The organism is Shewanella sp. N2AIL (assembly GCF_022690845.1).
In the GTDB taxonomy this organism is placed as follows: Bacteria; Pseudomonadota; Gammaproteobacteria; order Enterobacterales; family Shewanellaceae; genus Shewanella; species Shewanella baltica.
Genome location: NZ_JALBYT010000017.1, coordinates 36916 through 59108, shown reverse-complemented (window position 1 = coordinate 59108; position 22193 = coordinate 36916). Strand labels below are relative to the sequence as shown.

The window sequence follows — 22193 nt, the reverse complement described above, 5'->3', positions numbered from 1 at the left end:
TTTACAATCCTTTTTGATTTCGCCACAATTTTGCCAGTATGTTTGCCTTAGCTCAGTCTGAAATAAGTTAATGTATATACGGGCTAGCACTTGAGCTTTTTGTTATCAGCCCCTCATCATCTTTACCGATAAATGCTTACAATGAGCGGCGCCGCGATAAAAGAGTCCTAACTGGTATCGCAGGGCGAACTATTATAAAATCTCGTCTGATGCTTATGTCTACTATTTGTTTATATTCGATATTTTAGCTATACATCTCACCCATATCCGCGGTTCGTCAACTAACATTAGATACTATGAATAAAAAGCGTAGACCCACTCTTCAAGACGTTGCCGATCAAGTTGGGGTCACCAAAATGACGGTGAGCCGCTATTTAAAAAATCCAACAAGAGTGGCGCAAAGCACTCAAGAAAAGATAGCTATCGCACTAGAAACCTTAGGTTATATTCCTAATCGCGCGCCGGAAATTTTGGCGCAAGCAACCAGCCGCGCCATTGGTGTGTTAGTGCCGTCGTTAACCAACCAAGTGTTTGCCGAAGTGCTGCGCGGTATCGAGAATGTGACCGGCAAACGCGGTTATCAAACCATGCTGGCTCACTACGGATATCAGGCAGAATTAGAAGAGGAGCGGGTGGCATCACTGCTTTCTTACAATATTGATGGCTTACTTTTATCCGAAAGTTACCACACGCCGCGTACCGTGCGAATGATTGAAACGGCGGGCATTCCGGTCATCGAAATGATGGATAGTGTGTCGCCTTCGATTCAACAGTGTGTGGGTTTTGATAACACAGCGGCTGCATGCGAAATGGTTAAGGCCATGATTGCACAAGGCTATCGCCACATTGCTTACTTAGGCGCGCGCATGGATATTCGCACTCAGCTTAAGATGCGAGGCTACGAGTTAGCGATGCAGGAAGCCAAGCTCACACCTTTGACGATGACCACCAATGAGGCTTCATCGTTTTCCTTGGGGGCGTCGTTATTGCAACAAACCTTAGCGAAATATCCCTATGTGGATAGCTTTTTCTGCACTAACGATGATTTGGCTGCGGGGGTGATATTTGAGTGTCAAAGACAAGGCATCAAGATCCCAGAACAAATAGGCGTTGCAGGGTTTCATGGCCATGATATAGGGCAATCCATGACGCCAAAATTGGCGAGCATTATTACCCCAAGAAAGGAGATCGGTCGAATTGCTGCCACTGAGTTATTAGACCGATTAAATGGCAAAGAGATAGCAGAATCGGTTATCGATCTGGGCTATCGTATTGATTTAGGGGAAACATTGTAGACTTCCCCTTGAACTTTCGCTTAACGGCTAATGCCTAATGTCTAATGTTTTTGATCACTGGCTAGCGTTAGAGAAATGCAGAGATGATGACTGCAACTATGCCGCCCGTCGTGCCAATAATGGTCTCCATTACCGTCCAGGTTTGCAGCGTTTGTTTTTCTGACAATCCAAGAAAACGGTTAGCGAGCCAGAAGCCTGAGTCATTAACGTGCGAGAGCACAATCGAACCACCGCCAATGGCAATCGTAATCGCCGCCAATTGAGCACCATCTAAGTTCAATGGCTCAAGTATCGGGATGATAAGGCCGCAAGCCGTTAACATAGCCACGGTTGCCGACCCTTGGATCACGCGCACCGACGCCGACAAAATAAATGCCAGTATCACAATCGGTAATCCCGAACCTGCCAGCATATTCCCTAACGCATCGCCGACACCCGAATCAATCAGCACTTGCTTGAACACGCCGCCAGCACCGGTGACGAGAATAATAACCCCCGCAGGTTGGAGCGCACTGCTGCAGATTTCCATGATGCGGTCATTGGGAATATTACGTCTCACGCCCAGCACATAGAATGCGATTAAACAGGCCAGCAAAATGGCGGTGAAGGGATGACCTATCAAGGCGAGCCAATTATGCAGATCGGATTTTTCATCAATAAAGCGCGACACCACCGTCTTCAAACCGATAAGCAGCAGTGGAAAAATCACAATACTGATTGATAGCGCGAATGAGGGGATAGGTCCACCTTCTCGTTCACCTTTTTCTTGCTGCTCGTGGGCTGGTAGCTCAACATGGACTTTTTGCGAGATGAGACTGGCAAAGAGTGGACCGCCTAGAATCATCGCCGGAATCGATGCCAGCAGACCAAAGACTATCATGTAGCCAAAGTCGGCATTGAGCTGTGAAGCGACCAAAATAGGCCCAGGTGCAGGGATAAGAAACGCCTGACAGGTAGCAATACCCGCGAGCAGTGAAATACCAATTTTAACGACGCTGCCGCCCCCTTTACGAACTACGGCAAAGGCGATGCCAATCAGCAGTACCACAGCAACGTCGAAGAAGAGGGGGAGCGCACAGATAAAGCCAGTAAAGGTCATCGCCCAGTGGGCTTTGTCGTTACCAAATTTATTCAGCAGTGTATGGGCTATCTGATCTAGCGCACCAGTCTCTTCCATGACGCGACCAAACATCGCCCCCAAAGCGACCACCACCGCCACAAAGCCCAGTGTTCCCCCCATACCTTGTTGAATAGTATTAGTGATATCGGCTGGGTTCATGCCAGAGAAAAGACCGGCAATGATCGACACCAGTATCAGTGATACCACTGCATGTAATCTCACTTTCATCACTAAGAACAGTAGCAGGGCGATTGAACCCAGCGCTGTCAGAATCAATGACATATCAGACATAAGAGGACTTTTCCTTGTTAGTTAAGTTGTCCACATTTTTGTAGGTTACCGGTAACATGTTACTCGTAATATGATAGAGTGGGAAGTGACTAAATTCGAGAATTGGCATGAGGTTAACAAAGTGACTGAGAGAAAAAAAGGCAATAGCTATGTGTTCATGGGCGTCTCTAGTTGTGGCAAATCTTCGATAGGTGCCGCGGTTGCAAAGGCGTTAGAGACGAAATTTATTGATGGTGATGATCTGCATCCTAGAGCCAATATTATCAAGATGAAATCTGGCTCACCGCTCAATGACAGCGATCGGGCTCCTTGGCTTGAGCGCATCAATGATGCTGTGTATAGCATTGAACAAAAAGGTGAACAGGGGGTGATTGTTTGCTCTGCGCTACGTCGCCAGTATCGTGACTTGATCCGTCAGAACAACAGCAAGCTGGTGTTTATTCATCTATACGGAGATTTTGAATTAGTCAAAGAGCGCATGTTTGCCAGAAAAGCCCACTTCATGCCGATTGAACTACTCAAGAGTCAGTTCGACACGCTGGAGATGCCCGCGACCGATGAAGCTGACGTTATCCAAGTGAGCATAGATGGCTCTTTCGAAGAAGTCGTGCAGCGCTGTATTCAGGCGATAAATGGCGAAGCATAAGCATAAGTCGGTCATGGGATCTTAACGCGAGGCTTGGCTGCTTTATCATGATGTTGCAGATTAGCCTTTAAAGCGAAGGGGGAGCTGAACGACAGTCGTCGGCATTAATAAGTGACGCTGAAGGTCGAAGCAAATCTGGATCTAGCCGCTCGACATTGAAAAAAACCACTCCAGAAACTGACTTGGAGTGGCGTAGAGATAATGGTAAGCCTGCGGTACCATCCAATGAGTGTTACGGCGAGCGTTTGTAGACGAAACGTGCGCCGCACCTCAGCCTCAAATAGGCTCACGCATATGAGCGATGACGCGAGCTGCTTGTCCTGCAAAACATGGTTAATTCAACATGTGACTAAAACAGCCACTGAAGACTGTTACTTAAAATAGTCTCGCTATATATGACCAAGGAATGCCAAAGTTGAATGAGCGCTTTAGCCACCTTGGTTAATATCCCCTTGAGCCTTAAAAGAAGTAATTAATCCCGACTGCGAAGCTGTTGTCTTCCTGCGCTTCAAGCGCGGCATCATCCATATCACTGAAATCTAACTTCATTTCAGCAAACATCACAGTGTCGTTGCTATAGCGATAGTGCAGTCCCAGCATAGCAAATTGGCGGGTCCAATTACCTTGGATGGGCGTAGTTGCATCTGTGTCTAAATCTAAATAACTGAGTACGACCATAGGCACAAAACCGTTGTCGAATTGATAGGCCGTCATCAACTCGGCACCAGTGGCGTCGTAGAGATCACCATTGACCAGTTCATTACTCTTACTTTGGTGAGCGTTAAAACCCACATAAAGACCGCTGGCTTCGCGTCCTTCGGCATAGTGGTAGTAGTCACCATACATGGCACCAATGCCGATGATTTCATTGGTTTCGTCGACTTGAGTATTGCCTAAGTGGCCTTCAAAATCACCGCGGTTAAAGCCTGCAAGCAGCTTGAATTTTTCGGTTGCTGAATAGGTGATACTGGCACCGTAACTGCTGTCGAAACTCAGCTCAGAGTTACTCATTTCGCTGCCGTCATCATTTTTTAAGCTGACATCGCCATTGGTTTTGGCAGCATATTGCAGGGCAATTTGCACTGGGCCGACACTATTGCGGTAAATAAAGGCGGAGTCGGCACGGCCAGTGCCTGTGAGGCCGCCATCGCCAAAGGTGTAAGCGCCAACGCTGTAACCTGCGAAAACGTTGGGTAAATCTGTGGTGCCGGCGACATCATAATAGGCGCCCCATTGTTTACCAAAGCTCAAACTCCCCCAGACATCGTGGGACATGCCAACATAACCTAAGCGGTTATAGAGAAAATCATCGGTCTTTTCGGCGGCGAGCTTGCCCCCTTGCATCACTAAACCATCGTCGCTGGAGACCATATTGATCCCCCACTCCGTGGTAGCAAAGGCAGTCCAGCCATTTCTCTCACTGCGCTCGAAGCTAAATCTTAAGCGTGATGAATCGTCGATAACCGAGGTGTCGTGGCTGTCATTCAAGGCGGCAAACCCCAACCAACCGGTTAAATCTAATGTGTTTTTTTGATCTTTATAAAGCTCAACCGCCTGACTGCTGGTGGCTGTTAATAGCATAGGTAACACTAAAGCAAGACAAGTCTTATTCATAAATCCCCCGATAATGAGCAAGTATTCTCCAGGGGATCATAGGCTTAGCCTATGATCCCTGAGTAACCGTTCTTTTAGATGCTGTTGTTAATCGTTTTGATAGTGCGTTAGCCGGATTTAGGCTGGACGTGTATCGTTAACCGTTGCTTTGTTGGAAATCACACCGAAGATAGTCCAACCGAAGAAGGTGGCCATGGCGCCAAGCATTACTGCAGTTTCGCCTGAGCTATACAGGGCATAGAAGCTATATAAAGCACCGATCACGGCAATTACGTTAGCAATACGGGCCTTATGGGCAGGCACTTTAAGTTGTTTTTGCATTACCCCAAGGGCTGCCATCGACAGTATGTAAGGCACAATATTGGTGACAACGGCGAGGTTCACTAAGGCTTCGAATTGCTTACTTAGCGATGGACTAATAGTCATTAATGAAAGGACGGTTTGGATAGAAACAATAATGGTCATACCCCAAATTGGCGCATCGGCTTTACTGACTTTAGAGAAGATTTTAGGGAAGAATCCTTCATCGGCAGAGGCTTTAAACACTTGGGCAATAGTGAACTGCCAACCTAACAGCGAGCCAGTACAAGAGATAATGGCACAGGCCATCACTATTTTACCGACCACAGGATTAAACATTTGCGCGAAGGCTAAACCGAAGGGCGCATTCGACATGGCAAGTTCAGCGTTTGGTACGATACCTGCAATCACGTTAGTAGAGACGATATAAATCACCGCCGCACCTAAGGTACCGCCCATCACAGCGATAGGGACGTTTTTTTCTGGGTTATCGACGGCTTCTGAGTTAGCACAGGCCGATTCTAGACCGAGGAACGCCCACAAAGTCATGGCGATAGAACCGCCTAACGCTTTGAAGAATGGCATATCATGCGGGTTCCATGCGCCTTTGTAGAGGTCGATGTCGAACCAGAACCAACCAATTAACGACACGCCAATCACAGGCAGAATGATCCCCCATACAGTCACGCTACTCACACGGCCCGTGATGCGAGCACCGCCAAAGTTGGCAACGGTTGCTAGCCAAAGTACGCCAATGGTCGCAAGACAAATTGCCATAGGGCTTAAGTTGACTTCGAGCAATACGGCGGCATAACCCACAGCCGAGATCGCAATCGCGACGTTGGCGATGAGCAGCGAGACGGCATAGGTATAGTTGGCCATAAAGTTGCCTGAGCGGCCGAAAGCATATTCAGCATATCCGCCCATACCGCCGGATTTCTTACTGAACATACCGCACTTGGCAAAAGCAAACGCGAGGGCTGTAGAACCCGCCGCTGTGACTAGCCAAGATAAAATTGAAATGGTACCGACTTGAGCGAGTTGGGTTGGCAGCATAATAATGCCTGAGCCCATCATGTTGACTATGGTGATAATAGTTAATTGGACGACGCCAATTTTATTTGCTGATTTACTCATATTAATAACCTAATTTAGGTGACTTATTATAGGAGGTTTGAAATTGACTGCAGAGCGGGGTTAATTAACTCTGTAGTCAGTTTTCATTATTTATTTAATACATATCCCATAGCTTGAATTTTGCCGTCTGCGGTATTTTCAAGATAAACACCTTGCAGTTCTGGCGAGAATCCAGGTAATAAGTTGATACCTTCTTCGAGAGCTTGGAAATAACGTTGAACAGAGCCACCCCATATTTCACCTGGTACCATACATAGCACACCTGGTGGGTAAGGAAGTGCGCCTTCTGCGGCAATTCTTCCCTCAATTTGTGATAGCGGGACTAATTCGACTTTGCCACGAATAAATTCTAGGTTTGCTTCCTGTGGATCCATGACTTTGGTTGGGAAATGCGCTTTACGGAACATTTCTTTCTGCAGTTGTTTTACGTCATGGCTGACATAAAGATTGTGCATTTCTTGGCAAAGTTGGCGGATGGTATAGTCTTGATAACGTGCTTTATTCGCGTTATAGACGTTAGGTAAAACTTCAGATAATGGCGCATCTTCATCGACTAATTTTTCGAATCGAGATATTTGCGAGACCAGATGTTGCATCTTGGCCATATCTTCCGCAGGCGTCATCAGGAATAAAATCGAATTTAAGTCGCACTTCTCAGGAATAATATTATTTTCCCGTAAGAAGTTAGCCAGAATAGTCGCTGGAATACCAAAGTCGGTATATTTACCGGTTTCTACATCTATGCCTGGTGTTGTTAATAGGAACTTACAAGGGTCAACGAAGTATTGCCCTTTGTCATAACCTTCGAAGGAGTGCCATTTCTGACCGGGTTCGAATTCGAAGAAGCGTAAGTCATCGGCCATTTGCTCTGTTTCATAGTCTTGCCATAGGCGACCATCTATCATGGTTGGCACGAATGGCTTGATATATTTACACTTTTTCAGCAGTAGCTTACGTGCTTCGATGCCGGCTTTTACCGCTTCGCGCCACAGGTAACGACCGCTTGCGCCTTCATGCATTTTCGCGTTCACATCTAGCGCCGCAAATAGAGGATAGAAGGGGCTGGTAGAAGCATGCATCATAAAGGCGTTGTTGAAGCGTTTATGGTTGCAATATCTATCTTGGCCTTTGATATGTTTGTCTTTTTTATGGATTTGCGATGTTTGCGAGAAGCCCGCCTGCTGTTTATGCACCGACTGAGTCACGATAATGCCAGGATCTTCAGCGGTTAGTTCGAGCAAGAGTGGCGAGCAGTCATTCATCATAGGGATGAACTGTTCGTAACCGACCCAAGCCGAGTCAAACAAGACGTAATCACACAGATGACCAATTTTATCAATTACTTGGCGAGCATTGTAGATGGTGCCGTCATAGGTGCCGAGTTGGATTATTGCTAAACGGAAGGGACGTTTTTCATCGGCTCTTTCTGGGGCGACTTCGCGAATTTGATCTCTTAAATAGGACTCTTGGAAGCAATGAGCGTCGATACCACCAATAAATCCGAAGGGATTACGTGCGGTTTCTAAATAAACGGGTGTTGCACCAGCTTGAATTAACGCGCCATGGTGGTTTGATTTGTGGTTATTGCGGTCGAATAATACCAGGTCACCTTTAGCAAGCAGCGCATTGGTCGCCACTTTATTTGAAGATGAAGTCCCGTTAAGTACAAAGTAGGTTTTATCGGCATTAAAGACTTTGGCAGCATATTTCTGCGCTGCCAGTGGTGCGCCTTCATGGATCAATAAATCACCCAATTTGACGTCGGCATTACACATGTCGGCGCGGAAAATCGTTTCGCCAAAAAAGTCGAAGAACTGACGACCCACAGGATGCTTACGGAAGAATTGTCCGCCTTGGTGACCTGGACAAGCAAAGGTGGAATTACCCATCTCAACGTACTTTTTCAGTGTGCCGAAGAAAGGAGGTAATAGCGCTTGCTCATATTTATCGACCGCAGTTTCAACCTGTTTTCCGTAGAAGTCAGTGTTATCGCCGCAGAGTTCAAATACCCCAGTAATAGATGAGCAAACATCGTCTGGGAAAGTTTCTTCGCAGCAAACTGAAACGAAAATGGGTAGTTTCAATCCGGTATTTTTAATCTTTTCAACAATACCATTTCTAACATCATCAACAGAGACTACAGCCGCGCCCACATCGCAAAAATCTGTGGTTAATACATTGACGACTTCTCTGTCGATATCGAAACAAGATCTAACAGATAAGCTAGCGGCTACTTTTAATGATTTCATAGTTAATTTCCCTTTTACTTTTTAAAAAAATAGATACAAGTGTGCCTATACCTAATTAAAAACATTAATGGCATAAAAATTAGATATAGCTATTCCGTGCGCAGATTAGATGTGGTTATGCCAATGTCGCGAAATAAATAAAAGTTAAAATATATTTATTGGGCGTGCAAATAGCTTAGCCGCAGTAAAACTGCACTGATAAAAGAATGCTTTGATAGTGACGCAAGTTAATAAACCAAAAAAAGACAGTACATTAAGTGTTTGCAAAAATTAGAGCAATAGCACTTTAGACCTGTTCGTTGGCCTACTACCTGCGCTGAGATTAGCGGAGGAAGATAAAGGAGTGATCGAAATAGTCACGTTGACTAGGCATCATGATATGCCGCGTGCGCCGGATATGCGCCATGATTTTAGATTTCCTCTTCATATACGACTCCATTATGACTTAGAGAAAATAGTTAGGTTTTATTACGGAATGAAGTCTATATGTGAGTTATAAATAAAATCATGACCTATGTCTTACTTTTTAATAGTGAGCACTTAAATTTAACTTATTTAATCGATATTAAACTGAGTCAATCATACTTAAGTATCTTTATCTAAATTATGAAAGTAAATATTGTCAGTGTTATTTAAATAATGATTTTTGCATAAAACATCTTATTCTTTTTCTCTAATTTTAATTAAAAGGCTGTAGTAATAAGCTTCTTAATCTATACCGCACGATGCACCTGCATGGTTATGCATAAATTCTCTTTACAAAATCACTTGCATGCTGAAAAATTGCAAAAATGACAGTTTTTTTCTCACATTTGAGCATTTGGGGCAGAAAGTTGCCGTTTTAGGGCAGATGTTATCTTTTAGGTTGACGTAGATTAGTCAGGTCGAAACATCAATGGGAGATAGACATGAATAAATGGTGGTTAGGGGCGAGTTTAGTATTGGGCTTATTTGGACAGGCACATGCTATGACGTTAACGAGCAAAGATATGAGCGAGGGCAATAAACTCACATCGCAATTAGTATTTAATGGTTTCGGTTGCCAAGGTGAAAACATTTCGCCGCAACTGACTTGGACTGACATACCTGTGGGGACGAAAGCGTTTGCAGTGACGGCTTATGATCCTGATGCGCCAACGGGCAGCGGTTGGTGGCACTGGGCGGTATATAACTTACCCGCAGCGCAAACATCACTGGCGCAAGGCGCGGGCTCGCATGCCGATGCACTGCCCAAAGGCGCTATTGCTTTGAAGAACGACTTCGGCACCACTGATTTTGGTGGCGCTTGTCCGCCCGAAGGTCATGGCGTACACAGGTATGAATTCACTGTGTGGGCATTGCCCAGTGCATTAGATCTGCCAAAGGACGCTAGCCCTGCATTATTAGGCTTTATGCTCAGAGCACAAGCCTTAGGTAGCGCCAAGCTGACTGCGGTATATAACCGATAATCCATTGATAATTAGGCTGGTGTCATGATCCGTTTGTTTGAATATGATTCGAAGCAGGCACAATCTTTATCTCAAGTACCTGTGCACCAGCCGTCGATTATTCGGGTTATCCATGGGGAAAAGTCTTTACTCTGGCAAGATGAATCCGTTTTGGTGGGCCAAGGTCAGTTACTGTTAATTCCTGCGGGTTCGCATATCAGCTTTGTGAATCGGCCTTTCCTTGGGCGCTATCGGGCGGTGCAGTTATTGCTTCCCCACGATTTACCCCAAGGGATTTTATCGAGCACTGCCGATTGGCGTGACCCTATGCCAGTCCAAAACGTATCGCGCGCGGTGGACTTAGCTTGGAATGCGTTATTACAGAGTTTGAGCTTGTCTCTGGCTGATTCTGTTCAGCTGCATTATCTGGCTGCGTTACTGCTCAGTTTGCCTGATAAACGCAGTGTGAACTGGTTGTATGGCCACACGCAACGCAGCGTGACTCAAGCGGCCTTGGCTTTGATGAGCGTGAGTCCTTCGGCGCCATGGCAGCAGGAGGAGATTGCCGACAAGTTACACATGAGCACGGCCAGCCTTAGGCGTAAATTGGCGTTAGAAGACACCAGTTTTAGGCAGTTGTTAGTCGAAGTCCGGCTGAGCCATGGTTTGGCCATGCTGCAAAACTCGGGCGAGCCATTACTACAAGTGGCCTTAGCCTGTGGTTATCAATCGGCGGAAAAGTTTTCCTTACGTTTTAAGCAACAATTTGGCCTGACCCCTGCGGCTTATCGTCGTACACTGTGAGGAGGAATAGATTGATACTCAAACAATCTCAAGCTGCAGGAGCGATATAATGGCGGATGAGCAATTTACCGACAGCGGATTTTGGAACAAGGTTAAACTCTTTAGCCGTCAGGCGGGCAGGGAAGTGATCGAGCGTGCCCTGTGGCTTTATTATGCGGCGCAGCAGCCAAATACCCCTAAATGGGCCAAGTCTGTCATCTTCGGTGCCTTGGCGTATTTTATTTCCCCTTTAGATGCGATCCCCGATCTCACACCTTTAGTGGGTTTTACCGATGATCTAGGTGCCCTTGCCGCAGCTTTGACTATGGTGACCTTATATATCGATGACGAAGTGAAATCCCTCGCGGCGGATAAACTGGCGCTCTGGTTTGGCGATAAACCGACGGAAACTAAGGTTTAAGCCTAATGGGCGCGACAAGACCTAAGTGATGCTAAATTGCGCTAAAAATATGATTTTATTAGGAGTCGTTGATTTGGTTTTTACTTAGATTTTCTGGGGTAAAAATATTTTTTTGCAAACGTTTCACTATTGCTTGATTGCGCTATATGCTAGCGCTGTTTTGTAAACCCCTTGTGTTTGTTTAGGCAGATAAATGAAAAATATTATGGTAGTGATCCTATGGTTTTTAGGTGTCTCTGCCGCTACCCCCGCGTTTGCCGATAAGGCCTCTCCGGAACAACTCGCCCGTCTTTACCTCGATTTTATGGCGCAGAATAGTCGCCAGAGCGAAGCTTTGTGGCCGGGTTTTCGCCTCGAAGATAAAGTGCACCTCTTTAGTTATGGCGGCAACGTCTGGCTGCGTCAGCCCGGTGGCGAAATCATTCAAGATAATAGTGTCTTAGAGTCAGTCAACCTGCAGTCTGGTCTGTCGATTAATTTTGGTTTTCCGCAATATCAAGGTCAGCCAGGGGTATTAATCCAACTCGAAGCGCCGAACATCCAATTTACTACCGACACTAAGCCCACGGATTTAGCTTTTTTAATCTGGGCCAGTAATGGTCTGCATGAAGCTTTCCATTTTTATGCGCAATCCGAATGGCGAGTTTTAGAAGAGGGCAGGCGTTACGAGGGCGAAGTGTTTCCGCTCAGCCTCGATGCCCGTTATTACCGTTTACAGTTGTTTGATGCCTTAATGGCGGCGCTGGCACAACCTGATCAGCAGTCATTACACTTGAGCCATGCGGCCTATTGGTTGCAGCAATGGCGTCAAATTGCGCCAAACGAGGATAGAGTCGGTTACATCAACGACCTCGTCGAAGGCAGCGCTAAGTATGTGGAATTGGCCGCTGGCGCACGTATTTTAAGCCAAAATCAAACCTTACTCGGTTATCAGCAAATACTGACCCAATATGTGCACGACTATTATCAGCAGAGGAAAATGTTGGGTGGTTGGTCGGCTGAGGCGGAAAACATCGGCGCCTTGGCGGGCATATTGTTGGATAGCACTCAAGATCCTTATGTGTGGAAGGAGTCTGTCATGTCGGGCATGTTACCGCTAGATTTGCTATTAAATCGCGTGAAACCAGTGCCGCCGGTAGAAAGAAAAGACAGTAAACAGAAGAAATTGTTACAGGAAATGCTGGCGTATTATCCCGCCACTCAAGCGAAATTGTCGCAGCTATTATTGAATGCGCAGGACGTTAGAGTGCCGTTATTGGTGATGCCGAGCGTCAGTGATAGCAGTAGTTTTATTGATGTGGGTGATGTGCGTTCTGGTTTTTATGTTGTGCCGTACCAAGATGAAATGACACAAGCCTACCTAGGGATGAGCGCGCAATTTAGTAACTTGTCAGTGAGTGGCAGTCCATTACTCGATGTTCCTGTACAAAATTATTGTGAGGGCATTGAGGCTGCAACTCTGTTACCTTTGGCATTCCCCTTTCAGCGTGAGGGTCAGTATCTGGTATTCAATGAAGCAGAAGTCCATGGAACTATTAGGGTTTCTGCGAGTGTTGTTGATGGAAGAACCCTCTACTGTGCGATGAATTAATAATGAGAAAAAATCAGCTCGAATTTACCTACATGCGTGGTATTGCGATTATCTTTATCGTACTTGGCCACAGTATTTACAACTCTGGAGAAGGTTTCCCGCTGTTGCTGGAAAACCTATTGCGCGGTGGCACGGCTTTGTTTGTGTTTATCTCAGGGTACTTTTTCCATCGTATTTTTTATAAGGATTTCGACTATAGCAAGTTCATGAAGAACAAAGTACAGAACGTACTTTATCCTTTTTTAGTCGTCTCTCTGATCGGTTTATTCTGTTTGTGTTTACGCTGGATTTTTATGGAGCACCAGTCGCTCGATAAACTCTTGCTGAGTATTTTTTACACAATACGTAACGGTTATATCCTGTATCCGCATTGGTATATTCCATTCATCATGGCGGTGTTTTTATTTTCGCCAATATTTTTGTGGTTTATCCGTTGCTCACAGCAGATGCGTTGGACGCTATTTGTTCTGAGTTGTGTGGTGGCTATTCTGCTGCATAGACCCATAGGCAACGTCAATTTCATCCACTCAGTGGTGTATTTTATGCCTTTCTATTTGATTGGTATTTTATATTCGCAAGATGAACATATTGTGACGCGCTTTGGTTCTATCTTTACTGCCCTCGCGATGATTTTTTTAGTGGTGAGCTTAGTCGAGCAAACTTACATAGTGCAGCATATTGGTAACTACCATAAGGCTCCGTTTGAATATAACGGTATCGATTGGCAGTTTATTCAAAAACTCTGTTTATGTGTGTTAGTGCTGAATTTCTGCGAATGGTTGTCGGGGCGCAGTCGATTGCCTTGGTTAGTGGAAGTGGCTGAGATGAGTTTTGCGATTTTCTTTATTCATCCGCTGTTCGACATGATGTTTAACGCCACTGCGACCTTAATGCGTTACCGTTTACCGCCGGGATCTTGGGTCACTAGCGTGCTCTTCTCTGCGGGGATTTTTATCTTCCTGATGATGGGAAGTATTATTACGGCTCGCTTTATCAAGAAGCGTCTCGGTAATCGTTCGCGTACTTATATCGGCTGGTAATCACTTGGCTTATCGTCACTAACACTAGGGAAAATTCAGTTTGAATTTATTTCCTAGTGTTAGGGTGTTTTTCATCTAAAAAATGGAGAACATGATGAAGTCCAGAATTGCCCTACAGAGTCTCGCGCTCGCCAGTTTGTCTTCGATTACCTTACCATCCATAGCGGCTCAAGCTGAGCCCATATCCACTGAGACCCAGAATACTTTCTTTGCGCAAATTGCCGCCCATTGTGGCCAAGCTTTTGCGGGCAAAGTGGTTTCGGGTGACACTGCGGACTCGGCCTTTAGCGGTAAGTCTTTAATTATGCACGTGCGCGAATGCAGCGACACTGAGCTTAAGATCCCGTTCCATGTCGGTGATGACCATTCACGTACTTGGGTGCTGACTAAAACGCAGCAAGGACTTAAGTTGAAACACGACCATCGCCATCAAGATGGCAGTGAAGATGCTGTGACTATGTATGGCGGCGATACCATGAATGATGGGACAGTGTTGAAACAATCGTTCCCCATTGATAGGGAATCTATCGATAACTTCGTTAAGAATGGGCTAACCCAGTCGATCACGAATGTGTGGCACATGGAAATTACGCCAACAACGTTTAGCTATCAACTCACGCGCGAAAACCGCGATTTCAAAGTCGATTTTGATCTCACTCAACCTGTTGTATTACCGCCAAAACCTTGGGGGCATGAGTAATTGTCGCTGAACCCATACATTGACATAACGTACCCATAGCTTGACAAATTTAACTCATTTAATGACATAAAAATGGCTTTTGTAATTACAATACAGAAGCTATTTTATTTAATATCAGTATTTTGGCTTTCAAATAACCCATAGTTTGACAAATATTTGTATCCCAGTACAATAAATGTACATTATTTGTGCGAATTTAACTCATGTACATAAGAAGCTTACGCAAACCATCACCGAACAAAAACGTATTTAAATTCGCTAGCGCAAAAGTTAGCGAAACGATAATGTGTGAAAGTTCATTGGAGTTTGATGCGTGCTTTCATCATGAATACAATGATTGTATAGAGGTGTTTGGTAGCCAGCCTGAAGGGTTCTATTACGCTTTTGAGGGCAAAAGATTGCCCTATACTCCTGATGCGATAATTCAGTTTTTTGATGGGACAGTAAAGTTCCATGAATATAAACCTTATAGCAAAACATTCGATCCAATCTTTAGGGCTAGATTTCTAGCAAAGAAAGCGGCTGCTCAGTCTTTAGGTGCAGATCTTATCTTGGTCACTGAACGTCAAATCCGTGTAAACCCGATTCTAAATAATCTTAAAATTTTGCATCGATATTCGGGAGTTTACGGCTTGAGCGACATTCAAGTTGAACTGCTCAATCTTATAAAAAAAACAGGGAAAATTAGTGTTAACGATGTGGCTGCAAAGCAATCATTAGCATTAGGGGAAATCCGTTCACACTTGTATTCCCTTATGCATAAAGGATTGGTTAAGGCGAACTTAAGCCAGGATGATCTTGGTTGTAATCCAGCGGTATGGTGCATTGAATGATGGATTTTGAGGATGAATTTAGTGAGTCTGAATTAGTTAAAAAACCAGATACCCCCATTCAATATGTGAAGTTAGAAGATACAGCATTAGTCAAAAGAGACTTAGATACCTTCCCTGAATTTTTAAGAGACAATGCGTTAAACAAATATCAACTCATTGTCTTCATAGACAAAAAAATTTCTGGTGGATGGACTCAAAAAAATCTAGATCCAATTCTTGATGTTCTTTTTACTACGGCCATGGACAAGCGGCCTAACTGGCGAACGTTAGTCCGTTGGCGTAAAAGCTACATTGAAAGTGATGGTGACCTTGCATCATTAGTCGTTAAGCGACACAAAATGGGTAATAGAACGAGTCGAGTTAAGGGGGATGAAGCATTTTTTGAGCAAGCCCTAACTCGTTTTTTAGATGCTAAAAGGCCTAAAGTATCTACAGCATATCAGTACTATAAAGATGCCATCACAATTGAAAATGAAAACATTGTTGATGGACAAATTCCTATCATTTCTTATAAAAGCTTTAGCCAAAGAATAAAGTCATTACCTCCTTATCCTGTTGCAGTGGCGCGGCATGGTAAATTTAAAGCAGATCAATGGTTTGCTTATTGCTCTTCCCATATTCCCCCAACGCGAATATTAGAGCGGGTAGAAATCGATCACACTCCACTAGATCTAATTCTGATTGACGATGAATTATCTATCCCAATTGGCAGACCTTATTTAACTTTGATTGTTGATGTTTTCAGCGGTTGTGTTTTGGGGTTTCACTTAAGCTATCGGTCGCCTTCATATGTTTCAGCTGCCAAGGCAATCGTACATGCAATAAAACCTAAATCACTTGAAGGTCTTGATATAGAGCTTCAAAATGAGTGGCCTTGCTATGGTAAATTTGAAAACCTAGTTGTGGATAATGGAGCTGAATTTTGGTCGAAAAGTTTAGAGCATGCCTGTAAAGAGGCAGGAATAAACATTCAATATAACCCAGTTCGTAAACCTTGGTTAAAGCCTTTTGTAGAACGTTTTTTCGGGATGATTAACGAATGCTTTTTAGCCGAAATGCCAGGTAAAACCTTCTCGAATATCCTAGCAAAAGAAGACTATAAACCGGAAAAAGACGCTATTATGCGCTTTTCTACTTTTGTTGAAGAATTCCATCGCTGGGTTGTTGATATTTATCATCAAGATTCAGACTCACGTGAAACACAAATTCCTATAAAACAGTGGCAGCGTGGCTTTGATATTTACCCGCCACTAAAGATGAGTGCAGAGGACGAACAACGGTTTACTGTGCTGATGGGTATTTCAGATGAGCGAACATTAACCAGAAATGGTTTTAAATTTGAAGAGTTAATGTATGACTCTACTGCTTTGGCCGATTACAGAAAGCATTACCCACAAACCAAAGAAACCATCAAAAAAATCATTAAAGTCGACCCTGACGATCTATCGAGTATCCATGTTTACCTCGAAGAATTAGGCGGTTATCTTAAAGTCCCCTGTACTGATAATAGTGATTATACCCACGGTTTGAGCCTTCATGAGCATAAAATGATCAAGAAAATTAATCGTGAGATTATTCGGGAAGGGAAGGATGATTTGGGATTAGCTAAAGCGCGTATGGCTATTCATGCTCGAGTTAAACAAGAGCAAGAAGCATTTATAGCATCCAAAACCAAAGCAAAAATTACAGCGGTTAAGAAACAGGCTCAGTTGGCTGATGTGAGTAGCACAGGCCAAAATACGATAAAAATGAAAAGTGATGATCAGAGCTTACTTTTACCTAGTAAATCAGCAGCTAAACAAATCCATATTTTCGAAAACTGGGACGACGATTTAGAGGCTTTTGAATGAAGACATTAAGTCCTACTCAAATTGAACAACTGGGTAAATTTAGCGACTGTATTGTCATGCATCCTCAATTGATAACCATTTTCAATGATTTTGATGAACTAAGGTTTAATCGAACTTTTCAATCAGATCAGCAATGTATGCTCTTAACGGGAGATACCGGAGTAGGCAAAAGCCATCTAATTAACCACTATAAAAAACAAGTATTAGCTAGCCAGAAATACGGACGTGAATTTATACCAGTTCTAGTTAGCCGTATATCTAGTGGCAAAGGATTAGATGCAACACTAACTCAGATGTTGATGGATCTTGAACTGTTTGGAAGCCATCAAAGAAAGAAGCATGGCTATGCCACTGACTTGAGGAAAAAACTGGTCGATAACTTGGTTAAAGCCAAAGTTGAGCTGCTTATCATTAATGAGTTTCAAGAATTAATCGAGTTCAAAACAGTTCAAGAGAGACAGCTGATTGCAAATGCGTTCAAGTATATAAGTGAAGAAGCCAGAGTTCCTATTGTGTTAGTCGGTATGCCTTGGGCCGAACAAATTGCAGAAGAACCACAGTGGTCATCTCGCTTAGTGAGAAGAAGAAAACTTGAATATTTTAGTCTTCAAAAAGACAGCAAGTATTACCGCCAATATCTGATGGGTTTAGCTAAGTACATGCCCTTTGAGGAGCCTCCCAAGCTGGAAGACAAGCATGTGGCAATTCCCTTATTTGCAGCCTGTAGAGGTGAAAATAGGATTCTAAAACACTTTCTTTTAGAAGCATTGAAGAATGCGCTACTCGCAGGTGCTAACACGCTAGAAAATCAACATTTTGCGGACGCTTATACAACACTTTTCAATCGAACATCAGGGACTGTCTCAAATAATCCATTTACTCAACCAATAGAGGATATTCTGATTTCTGAAGTTTTTGAGCATTCTAGGTATAACTCAAATGCAATGTCAGCAGAAGAAATGCTGATTGCTAGAGTATTTTCTAAACCACAAACCTTAGCTCAGCTACTGAGTAAATAATTATCAAACATTCTGACGATTTGCTCTTTATATGAACCTAGCAATGCCAAATTGTAAGAGTTCTCTTCGTCAATGGCGGACTTATGTGAAGCGCTAGCATGTCCATTAGTATTGGATAATGAAAAACCTGACAGATCCACATGTAACTCATTACCTATATTCCCTTGAGTAGCTTCATTTGATGTTAATTGCGGTAACTCTATGTCTAAATCCTGTGAGCCAGTCTGCTCGATAACCACAGATTGCTCCGGTAAATCTTGGTCAATTCTATAAGCAAACTCTGTCAGGCTTGTTTCTGCTAACGTAAATAACCAAGCTTGTTGAGCCTCATTTGAATTAACCCTTAATATTCGACCTAGGACTTGTCGGTAATGCATTTCAGTTTTTATTCGGCTCAAATGACAACATACTTGCAGCCGAGGGATATCAGTACCTTCAGAAATCATCCCCACACTAACAATCCACTGGGTGTGACTTTGTCGAAATCCATCAATAATACAGGAAGGATTCTTTGAGCTAGATGTCACGATGCACGCACTTTGTTTAAGATCAGAGACAAGTATTTGGAGTAATCGTTTAGCATGTTTAATTGACGCCGCAACAACTAAACCGCCGGCATTCGGGTTACTGAGGCGTATTTCAGCTAATTTTTTAACGCTTTGATTCAACATATAATGCATTATTTGATGATGATTTATTAACGCTTGATAACTATATCTTGGGCCTAACAAGAGCTCAGCTATAGATGCAAATGTCTCAATCTCTTGATCAATTTCTAGTTTGATTTTGTTGTTATCAATTAAAACGATATTAGGCTGACGACAGACGTTATCCGCAATTGCCTGCTTTAATCCATAGCTAAAATCACAGTGGATTGTATTATCTGGTTCAGTGAATCGTGAAAGCACTATAGGGGCCTTATCTGAGCGCCAAGGTGTACCAGAAAGCGCTAACGTATATGCCGCATTATATTGAATATTTAGTAGTACCTCTTCTCCCCATGCATTGGCATTACTAAGAAGATTGCCCTTTAGATGATGAACTTCATCCATGATCACAAACACTTTATGCGTTCGTAATAGCTGCCAAAACGCCTCAGTTAAGGAGGGCATGAACTGATAGGTATAGACACTACCAATGGCACCCATTAGCCCGTCAAATCGCTTATTCAGACGCTTTGAAAAGGTTGAGCGAATGCTGTCATTCACCTCTGATGATGGAGAGAAGCACAGCACAAAATCAATTTTCCCCATAGCAATCAGTCTTGCAGCTAGTTCTGCAGCCATAATAGTTTTACCAGCACCTGGCGTGGCTAAACACATAAAGTGACTTTGAGTTTGATATCGTGCCAACGCCGCATCAACGCATTGGCTTTGCCATTGTCTTAACTTCACCGTCATAGTCCTTTGAGGTCGTTAAGGCATGACTCTACAGCTTTAATCTTCCCCATCAATGTTGAACTTTGATTACGAGCATTCATGTATCTGGGATAAAGCCTGGGTTTCGAATTGGGGATCTCTTCAATGAGACGTTTAAACTCTTCCGCTTCCCCAATGTATCCAAGTAAATCAACTTGATATTGGTTGAGTGTAGCCTTAAGGCGTGTTAGTTCTTGTGAGTTTGAAGACGTGATAGCTATTGCTTTGACTCGCGCGTTGCTGGGTACTAGCTGTGATTTATCGAACAGTGCTGTTTTATAATAAACGTGCTTATTCCCCTGGTTTCTTTTCTCCAAAAATCCAACATTGACCAGCTTTGCACAAGCACGACGCACCAGTTGATCTATATCTTTTGACGATACTGAAGAATTTGCCTCTATTATCAAGTTTTTTATCTGAGTAATAGTGAATTTTTCAAGCTCTACGGCAATGATAATACTAAACAAAATTTCATTGATACGAATTAATTTTATAGCCACGGTTTTTACCAATAGTTTTTAATTTCAATGCTTAACGAGCCACTCCATGACATTTTGTTACGCTTAAATCAACAGAGTCTTCATTGATAGGTAACTTGATATTACTTAGCTCAGATTAAATCTTGACAACAAGCCCTAAAAAGCTAAGGATTCCTTAGTATACCTCAAGTGAAAAAACTAAGACAATCTGAGCATCAAAGGACAAATCATGTTGAAGCTGTGGCAGATAAAATCATCAATCCATTACCTATTAGACTTAAACAAGCCCGCATTGCTAAGGGAATTAGTCAAAAACAACTGGGTATTCAGCTAGGTATGGAGGTTGGTAGCGCCAGTGCGCGTATGAATCAGTATGAGAAAGGCAAGCACACGCCTGACTACAAGACCTTAAAGGCCATGGCCCATGAGCTAGGTGTGCCTGTGGCGTATTTTTTTTGTGAGTCAGAAAGCACAGCAGAGTTACTGTGCTTGCTTGAAAAGATGACTGAGGAAGAAAAAGCTGCACTAGTGCATCAAATTAAAGGTGATTAATCACTAATGCCCTTTAGTATAAAATCCCTCTAATGTTCGTTCTCCTGATTCCCCACCTGCCGTATGTAGTGGTCAAGTAAAATTGGCCACGGTTTTAGAGTCATTCCAATATAAACGTTCTGACTCATTTGGCGTTAACCCACCATTATATTGATGGGGTCTGGTCTCACTGTAATATCCAGTGATGTAATTTGTGATCTCTTTATCTGCTTCTGTAAAATTCCCATAACCACTGGCGGGTATCCACTCAGATTTCAAACTTCTAAAGAAACGCTCCATTGGGGCGTTATCCCAACAATTCCCGCGGCGACTCATACTTTGCTCAATTTGAAGACGCCATATTAATTGTCTGAATTTCAAGCTTGTGTAATGCGAACCTTGATCGCTGTGATATATCACATTCTCAGGCTTACCCCTTAACTCAAATGCCATTTTCAAAGCTTTACAGGTCAGCTCACTATCTGGTGATAATGACAAGGCCCATCCAACAGGTTTGCGGGAAAATAAGTCAAGAACAACGGCTAGATAGGCCCAGCGATTACCGACCCAAACATACGTCACGTCGCCACACCACACTTGATCTGGTTGAGTTACTGCAAACTGTCGATTAAGCGTATTGGGGATTGCAACATGCTCTTGTGTCGCTTTCCGATAAGAATGCTTAGGCTGCTGACAGCTTAATAACCCAAGCTTTTTCATTAGATTACGGGCTCGATAACGACTGAGACCAATCCCTTTGTTAGTCACTAATTGCGCTATCGTTCGCGCACCGGCAGAGCCATGACTAATACGATGTGCGGCCTTCACTTCACTGCATAAAATAGTAAAGTCTGCATCAATATGTTCTTTTCTTTTTAGCCAATACTTATAGCTACTTCGATGTACTTTGAATGCATTACAAATTGTGAGAATAGAGTGGCTCTGCTTGAGTGCGCTGATTAGCGTAAATTGTTCATCGAGTCTGACATCAAGAGAGCGGTAGCCTTTTTTAGGATAAGATTGTGCTCCTCAAGACGAGCTATTTGCTTCTTCAGCTCACGGATTTCAATTTGTTCAGGGGTAATCGGAGATGCTTTTGGTGTGCCACCCTGGCGTTCTAGTTTTAACTGTCTCACCCATTTATCCATAGTGGACTTACCTACGTTCATCGCCTTTGCAGCTTCGATGATGCTATGGTTTTTATCGAGGACTAATTGGGCTGCTTCAAGTTTGAATTCAGCACTAAATGTTTTTCTGGTTGTCGATCTCATGTGTTCACCTAAGGTCATCTATGAGGCAATAATATCACCTCTATTTAGGTGGCCAAAATTAGTGTGCCACTACAAACATATCTTCAAACTACTATGGTGCTTATGAAACGAACTACTCTATCAGTCATAACGAGCCGGAATTTCTGTGGTTTTAATACCCTTTAGAATGTTAAAACCT

The 22193-nt window shown here is 43.5% G+C and carries 19 protein-coding genes; 12 read left to right on the top strand and 7 right to left on the bottom strand.

Annotated elements, in window-relative coordinates; genetic code table 11:
* The first annotated feature begins 296 nt into the window (after positions 1 to 296).
* Positions 297 to 1295: a gluconate operon transcriptional repressor GntR gene (gene gntR, locus MO387_RS11720; protein ID WP_107946279.1), complete on the top strand. Its 999-nt coding sequence runs from the start codon at positions 297 to 299 to the stop codon at positions 1293 to 1295.
* A 67-nt stretch (positions 1296 to 1362) separates the two neighbouring features.
* On the opposite strand, the gene gntU is transcribed toward gntR, so the two are convergent.
* Positions 1363 to 2706, bottom strand: coding sequence for a gluconate transporter (gene gntU / locus MO387_RS11715; protein ID WP_006083518.1), 1344 nt, complete (start codon positions 2704 to 2706; stop codon positions 1363 to 1365).
* Between the two features lie 85 nt (positions 2707 to 2791).
* Between gntU and MO387_RS11710 the strand changes: the two genes are divergently transcribed.
* Positions 2792 to 3352 (top strand): gluconokinase, encoded by a 561-nt coding sequence (locus MO387_RS11710; protein ID WP_107950104.1) that lies wholly within the window; start codon positions 2792 to 2794, stop codon positions 3350 to 3352.
* Between the two features lie 459 nt (positions 3353 to 3811).
* On the opposite strand, the gene MO387_RS11705 is transcribed toward MO387_RS11710, so the two are convergent.
* The 3 genes from MO387_RS11705 to speF all read right to left on the bottom strand — a co-directional run bounded on the left by MO387_RS11705 (position 3812) and on the right by speF (position 8652).
* Positions 3812 to 4966, bottom strand: a complete 1155-nt coding sequence (locus MO387_RS11705) for a porin (protein WP_107946280.1) — start codon at positions 4964 to 4966, stop codon at positions 3812 to 3814.
* A gap of 117 nt (positions 4967 to 5083) precedes the next feature.
* A complete protein-coding gene (gene potE, locus MO387_RS11700) occupies positions 5084 to 6403 on the bottom strand; it encodes a putrescine-ornithine antiporter (protein ID WP_107946281.1) in 1320 nt (439 codons plus the stop codon).
* Between the two features lie 86 nt (positions 6404 to 6489).
* On the bottom strand, positions 6490 to 8652 hold the full coding sequence (gene speF / locus MO387_RS11695; protein WP_063884636.1) for an ornithine decarboxylase SpeF: 2163 nt from the start codon (positions 8650 to 8652) through the stop codon (positions 6490 to 6492).
* Positions 8653 to 9560: 908 nt separating this feature from the next.
* Between speF and MO387_RS11690 the strand changes: the two genes are divergently transcribed.
* From MO387_RS11690 to MO387_RS11650, 9 genes are all read left to right on the top strand, one after another.
* Positions 9561 to 10100: a YbhB/YbcL family Raf kinase inhibitor-like protein gene (locus MO387_RS11690; protein WP_006083511.1), complete on the top strand. Its 540-nt coding sequence runs from the start codon at positions 9561 to 9563 to the stop codon at positions 10098 to 10100.
* A 24-nt stretch (positions 10101 to 10124) separates the two neighbouring features.
* Positions 10125 to 10883 carry an AraC family transcriptional regulator gene (locus MO387_RS11685; RefSeq protein ID WP_006083510.1) on the top strand — a complete coding sequence of 253 codons (759 nt, stop codon included), beginning with the start codon at positions 10125 to 10127 and terminating at the stop codon, positions 10881 to 10883.
* 49 nt (positions 10884 to 10932) lie between these two features.
* Positions 10933 to 11283: a YkvA family protein gene (locus MO387_RS11680; protein ID WP_071940643.1), complete on the top strand. Its 351-nt coding sequence runs from the start codon at positions 10933 to 10935 to the stop codon at positions 11281 to 11283.
* 193 nt (positions 11284 to 11476) lie between these two features.
* Positions 11477 to 12874 carry a hypothetical protein gene (locus MO387_RS11675; RefSeq protein ID WP_107946282.1) on the top strand — a complete coding sequence of 466 codons (1398 nt, stop codon included), beginning with the start codon at positions 11477 to 11479 and terminating at the stop codon, positions 12872 to 12874.
* A gap of 2 nt (positions 12875 to 12876) precedes the next feature.
* Complete coding sequence (locus MO387_RS11670; RefSeq protein WP_006083507.1) at positions 12877 to 13914, top strand: acyltransferase; 1038 nt, start codon at positions 12877 to 12879, stop codon at positions 13912 to 13914.
* A 94-nt stretch (positions 13915 to 14008) separates the two neighbouring features.
* Positions 14009 to 14614, top strand: a complete 606-nt coding sequence (locus MO387_RS11665) for a hypothetical protein (protein WP_012197745.1) — start codon at positions 14009 to 14011, stop codon at positions 14612 to 14614.
* 284 nt (positions 14615 to 14898) lie between these two features.
* A complete protein-coding gene (locus MO387_RS11660) occupies positions 14899 to 15447 on the top strand; it encodes a TnsA endonuclease N-terminal domain-containing protein (protein WP_226060240.1) in 549 nt (182 codons plus the stop codon).
* Positions 15444 to 17297, top strand: coding sequence for a Mu transposase C-terminal domain-containing protein (locus MO387_RS11655; protein WP_226060239.1), 1854 nt, complete (start codon positions 15444 to 15446; stop codon positions 17295 to 17297). The genes MO387_RS11660 and MO387_RS11655 overlap by 4 nt, the downstream gene beginning before the upstream one ends.
* Positions 17294 to 18316: a TniB family NTP-binding protein gene (locus MO387_RS11650; protein ID WP_226060238.1), complete on the top strand. Its 1023-nt coding sequence runs from the start codon at positions 17294 to 17296 to the stop codon at positions 18314 to 18316. Before MO387_RS11655 ends, MO387_RS11650 begins: the two co-directional genes overlap by 4 nt.
* Here the strand turns inward: MO387_RS11650 and MO387_RS11645 are convergent.
* Positions 18298 to 19710 (bottom strand): DEAD/DEAH box helicase family protein, encoded by a 1413-nt coding sequence (locus MO387_RS11645; protein ID WP_226060236.1) that lies wholly within the window; start codon positions 19708 to 19710, stop codon positions 18298 to 18300. The two genes, MO387_RS11650 and MO387_RS11645, sit on opposite strands and share 19 nt — an antisense overlap.
* A 2-nt stretch (positions 19711 to 19712) precedes the next feature.
* On the bottom strand, positions 19713 to 20234 hold the full coding sequence (locus tag MO387_RS11640) for a hypothetical protein (RefSeq protein WP_012588894.1): 522 nt from the start codon (positions 20232 to 20234) through the stop codon (positions 19713 to 19715).
* Between the two features lie 231 nt (positions 20235 to 20465).
* On the opposite strand from MO387_RS11640, the gene MO387_RS11635 reads away from it, so the two are divergent.
* Positions 20466 to 20765, top strand: coding sequence for a helix-turn-helix transcriptional regulator (locus tag MO387_RS11635; protein WP_226060272.1), 300 nt, complete (start codon positions 20466 to 20468; stop codon positions 20763 to 20765).
* Positions 20766 to 20837: 72 nt separating this feature from the next.
* Here MO387_RS11635 and MO387_RS11630 read toward each other — a convergent pair.
* Positions 20838 to 22015, bottom strand: a protein-coding gene (locus tag MO387_RS11630) for an IS3-like element ISSba5 family transposase (protein ID WP_086010626.1) whose coding sequence is annotated in 2 segments (ribosomal slippage) — positions 20838 to 21757 and positions 21757 to 22015 — 1179 coding nt in all. Because the reading frame shifts where the segments join, the coding sequence is not laid out codon by codon here.
* Between the last annotated feature and the right edge of the window lie 178 nt (positions 22016 to 22193).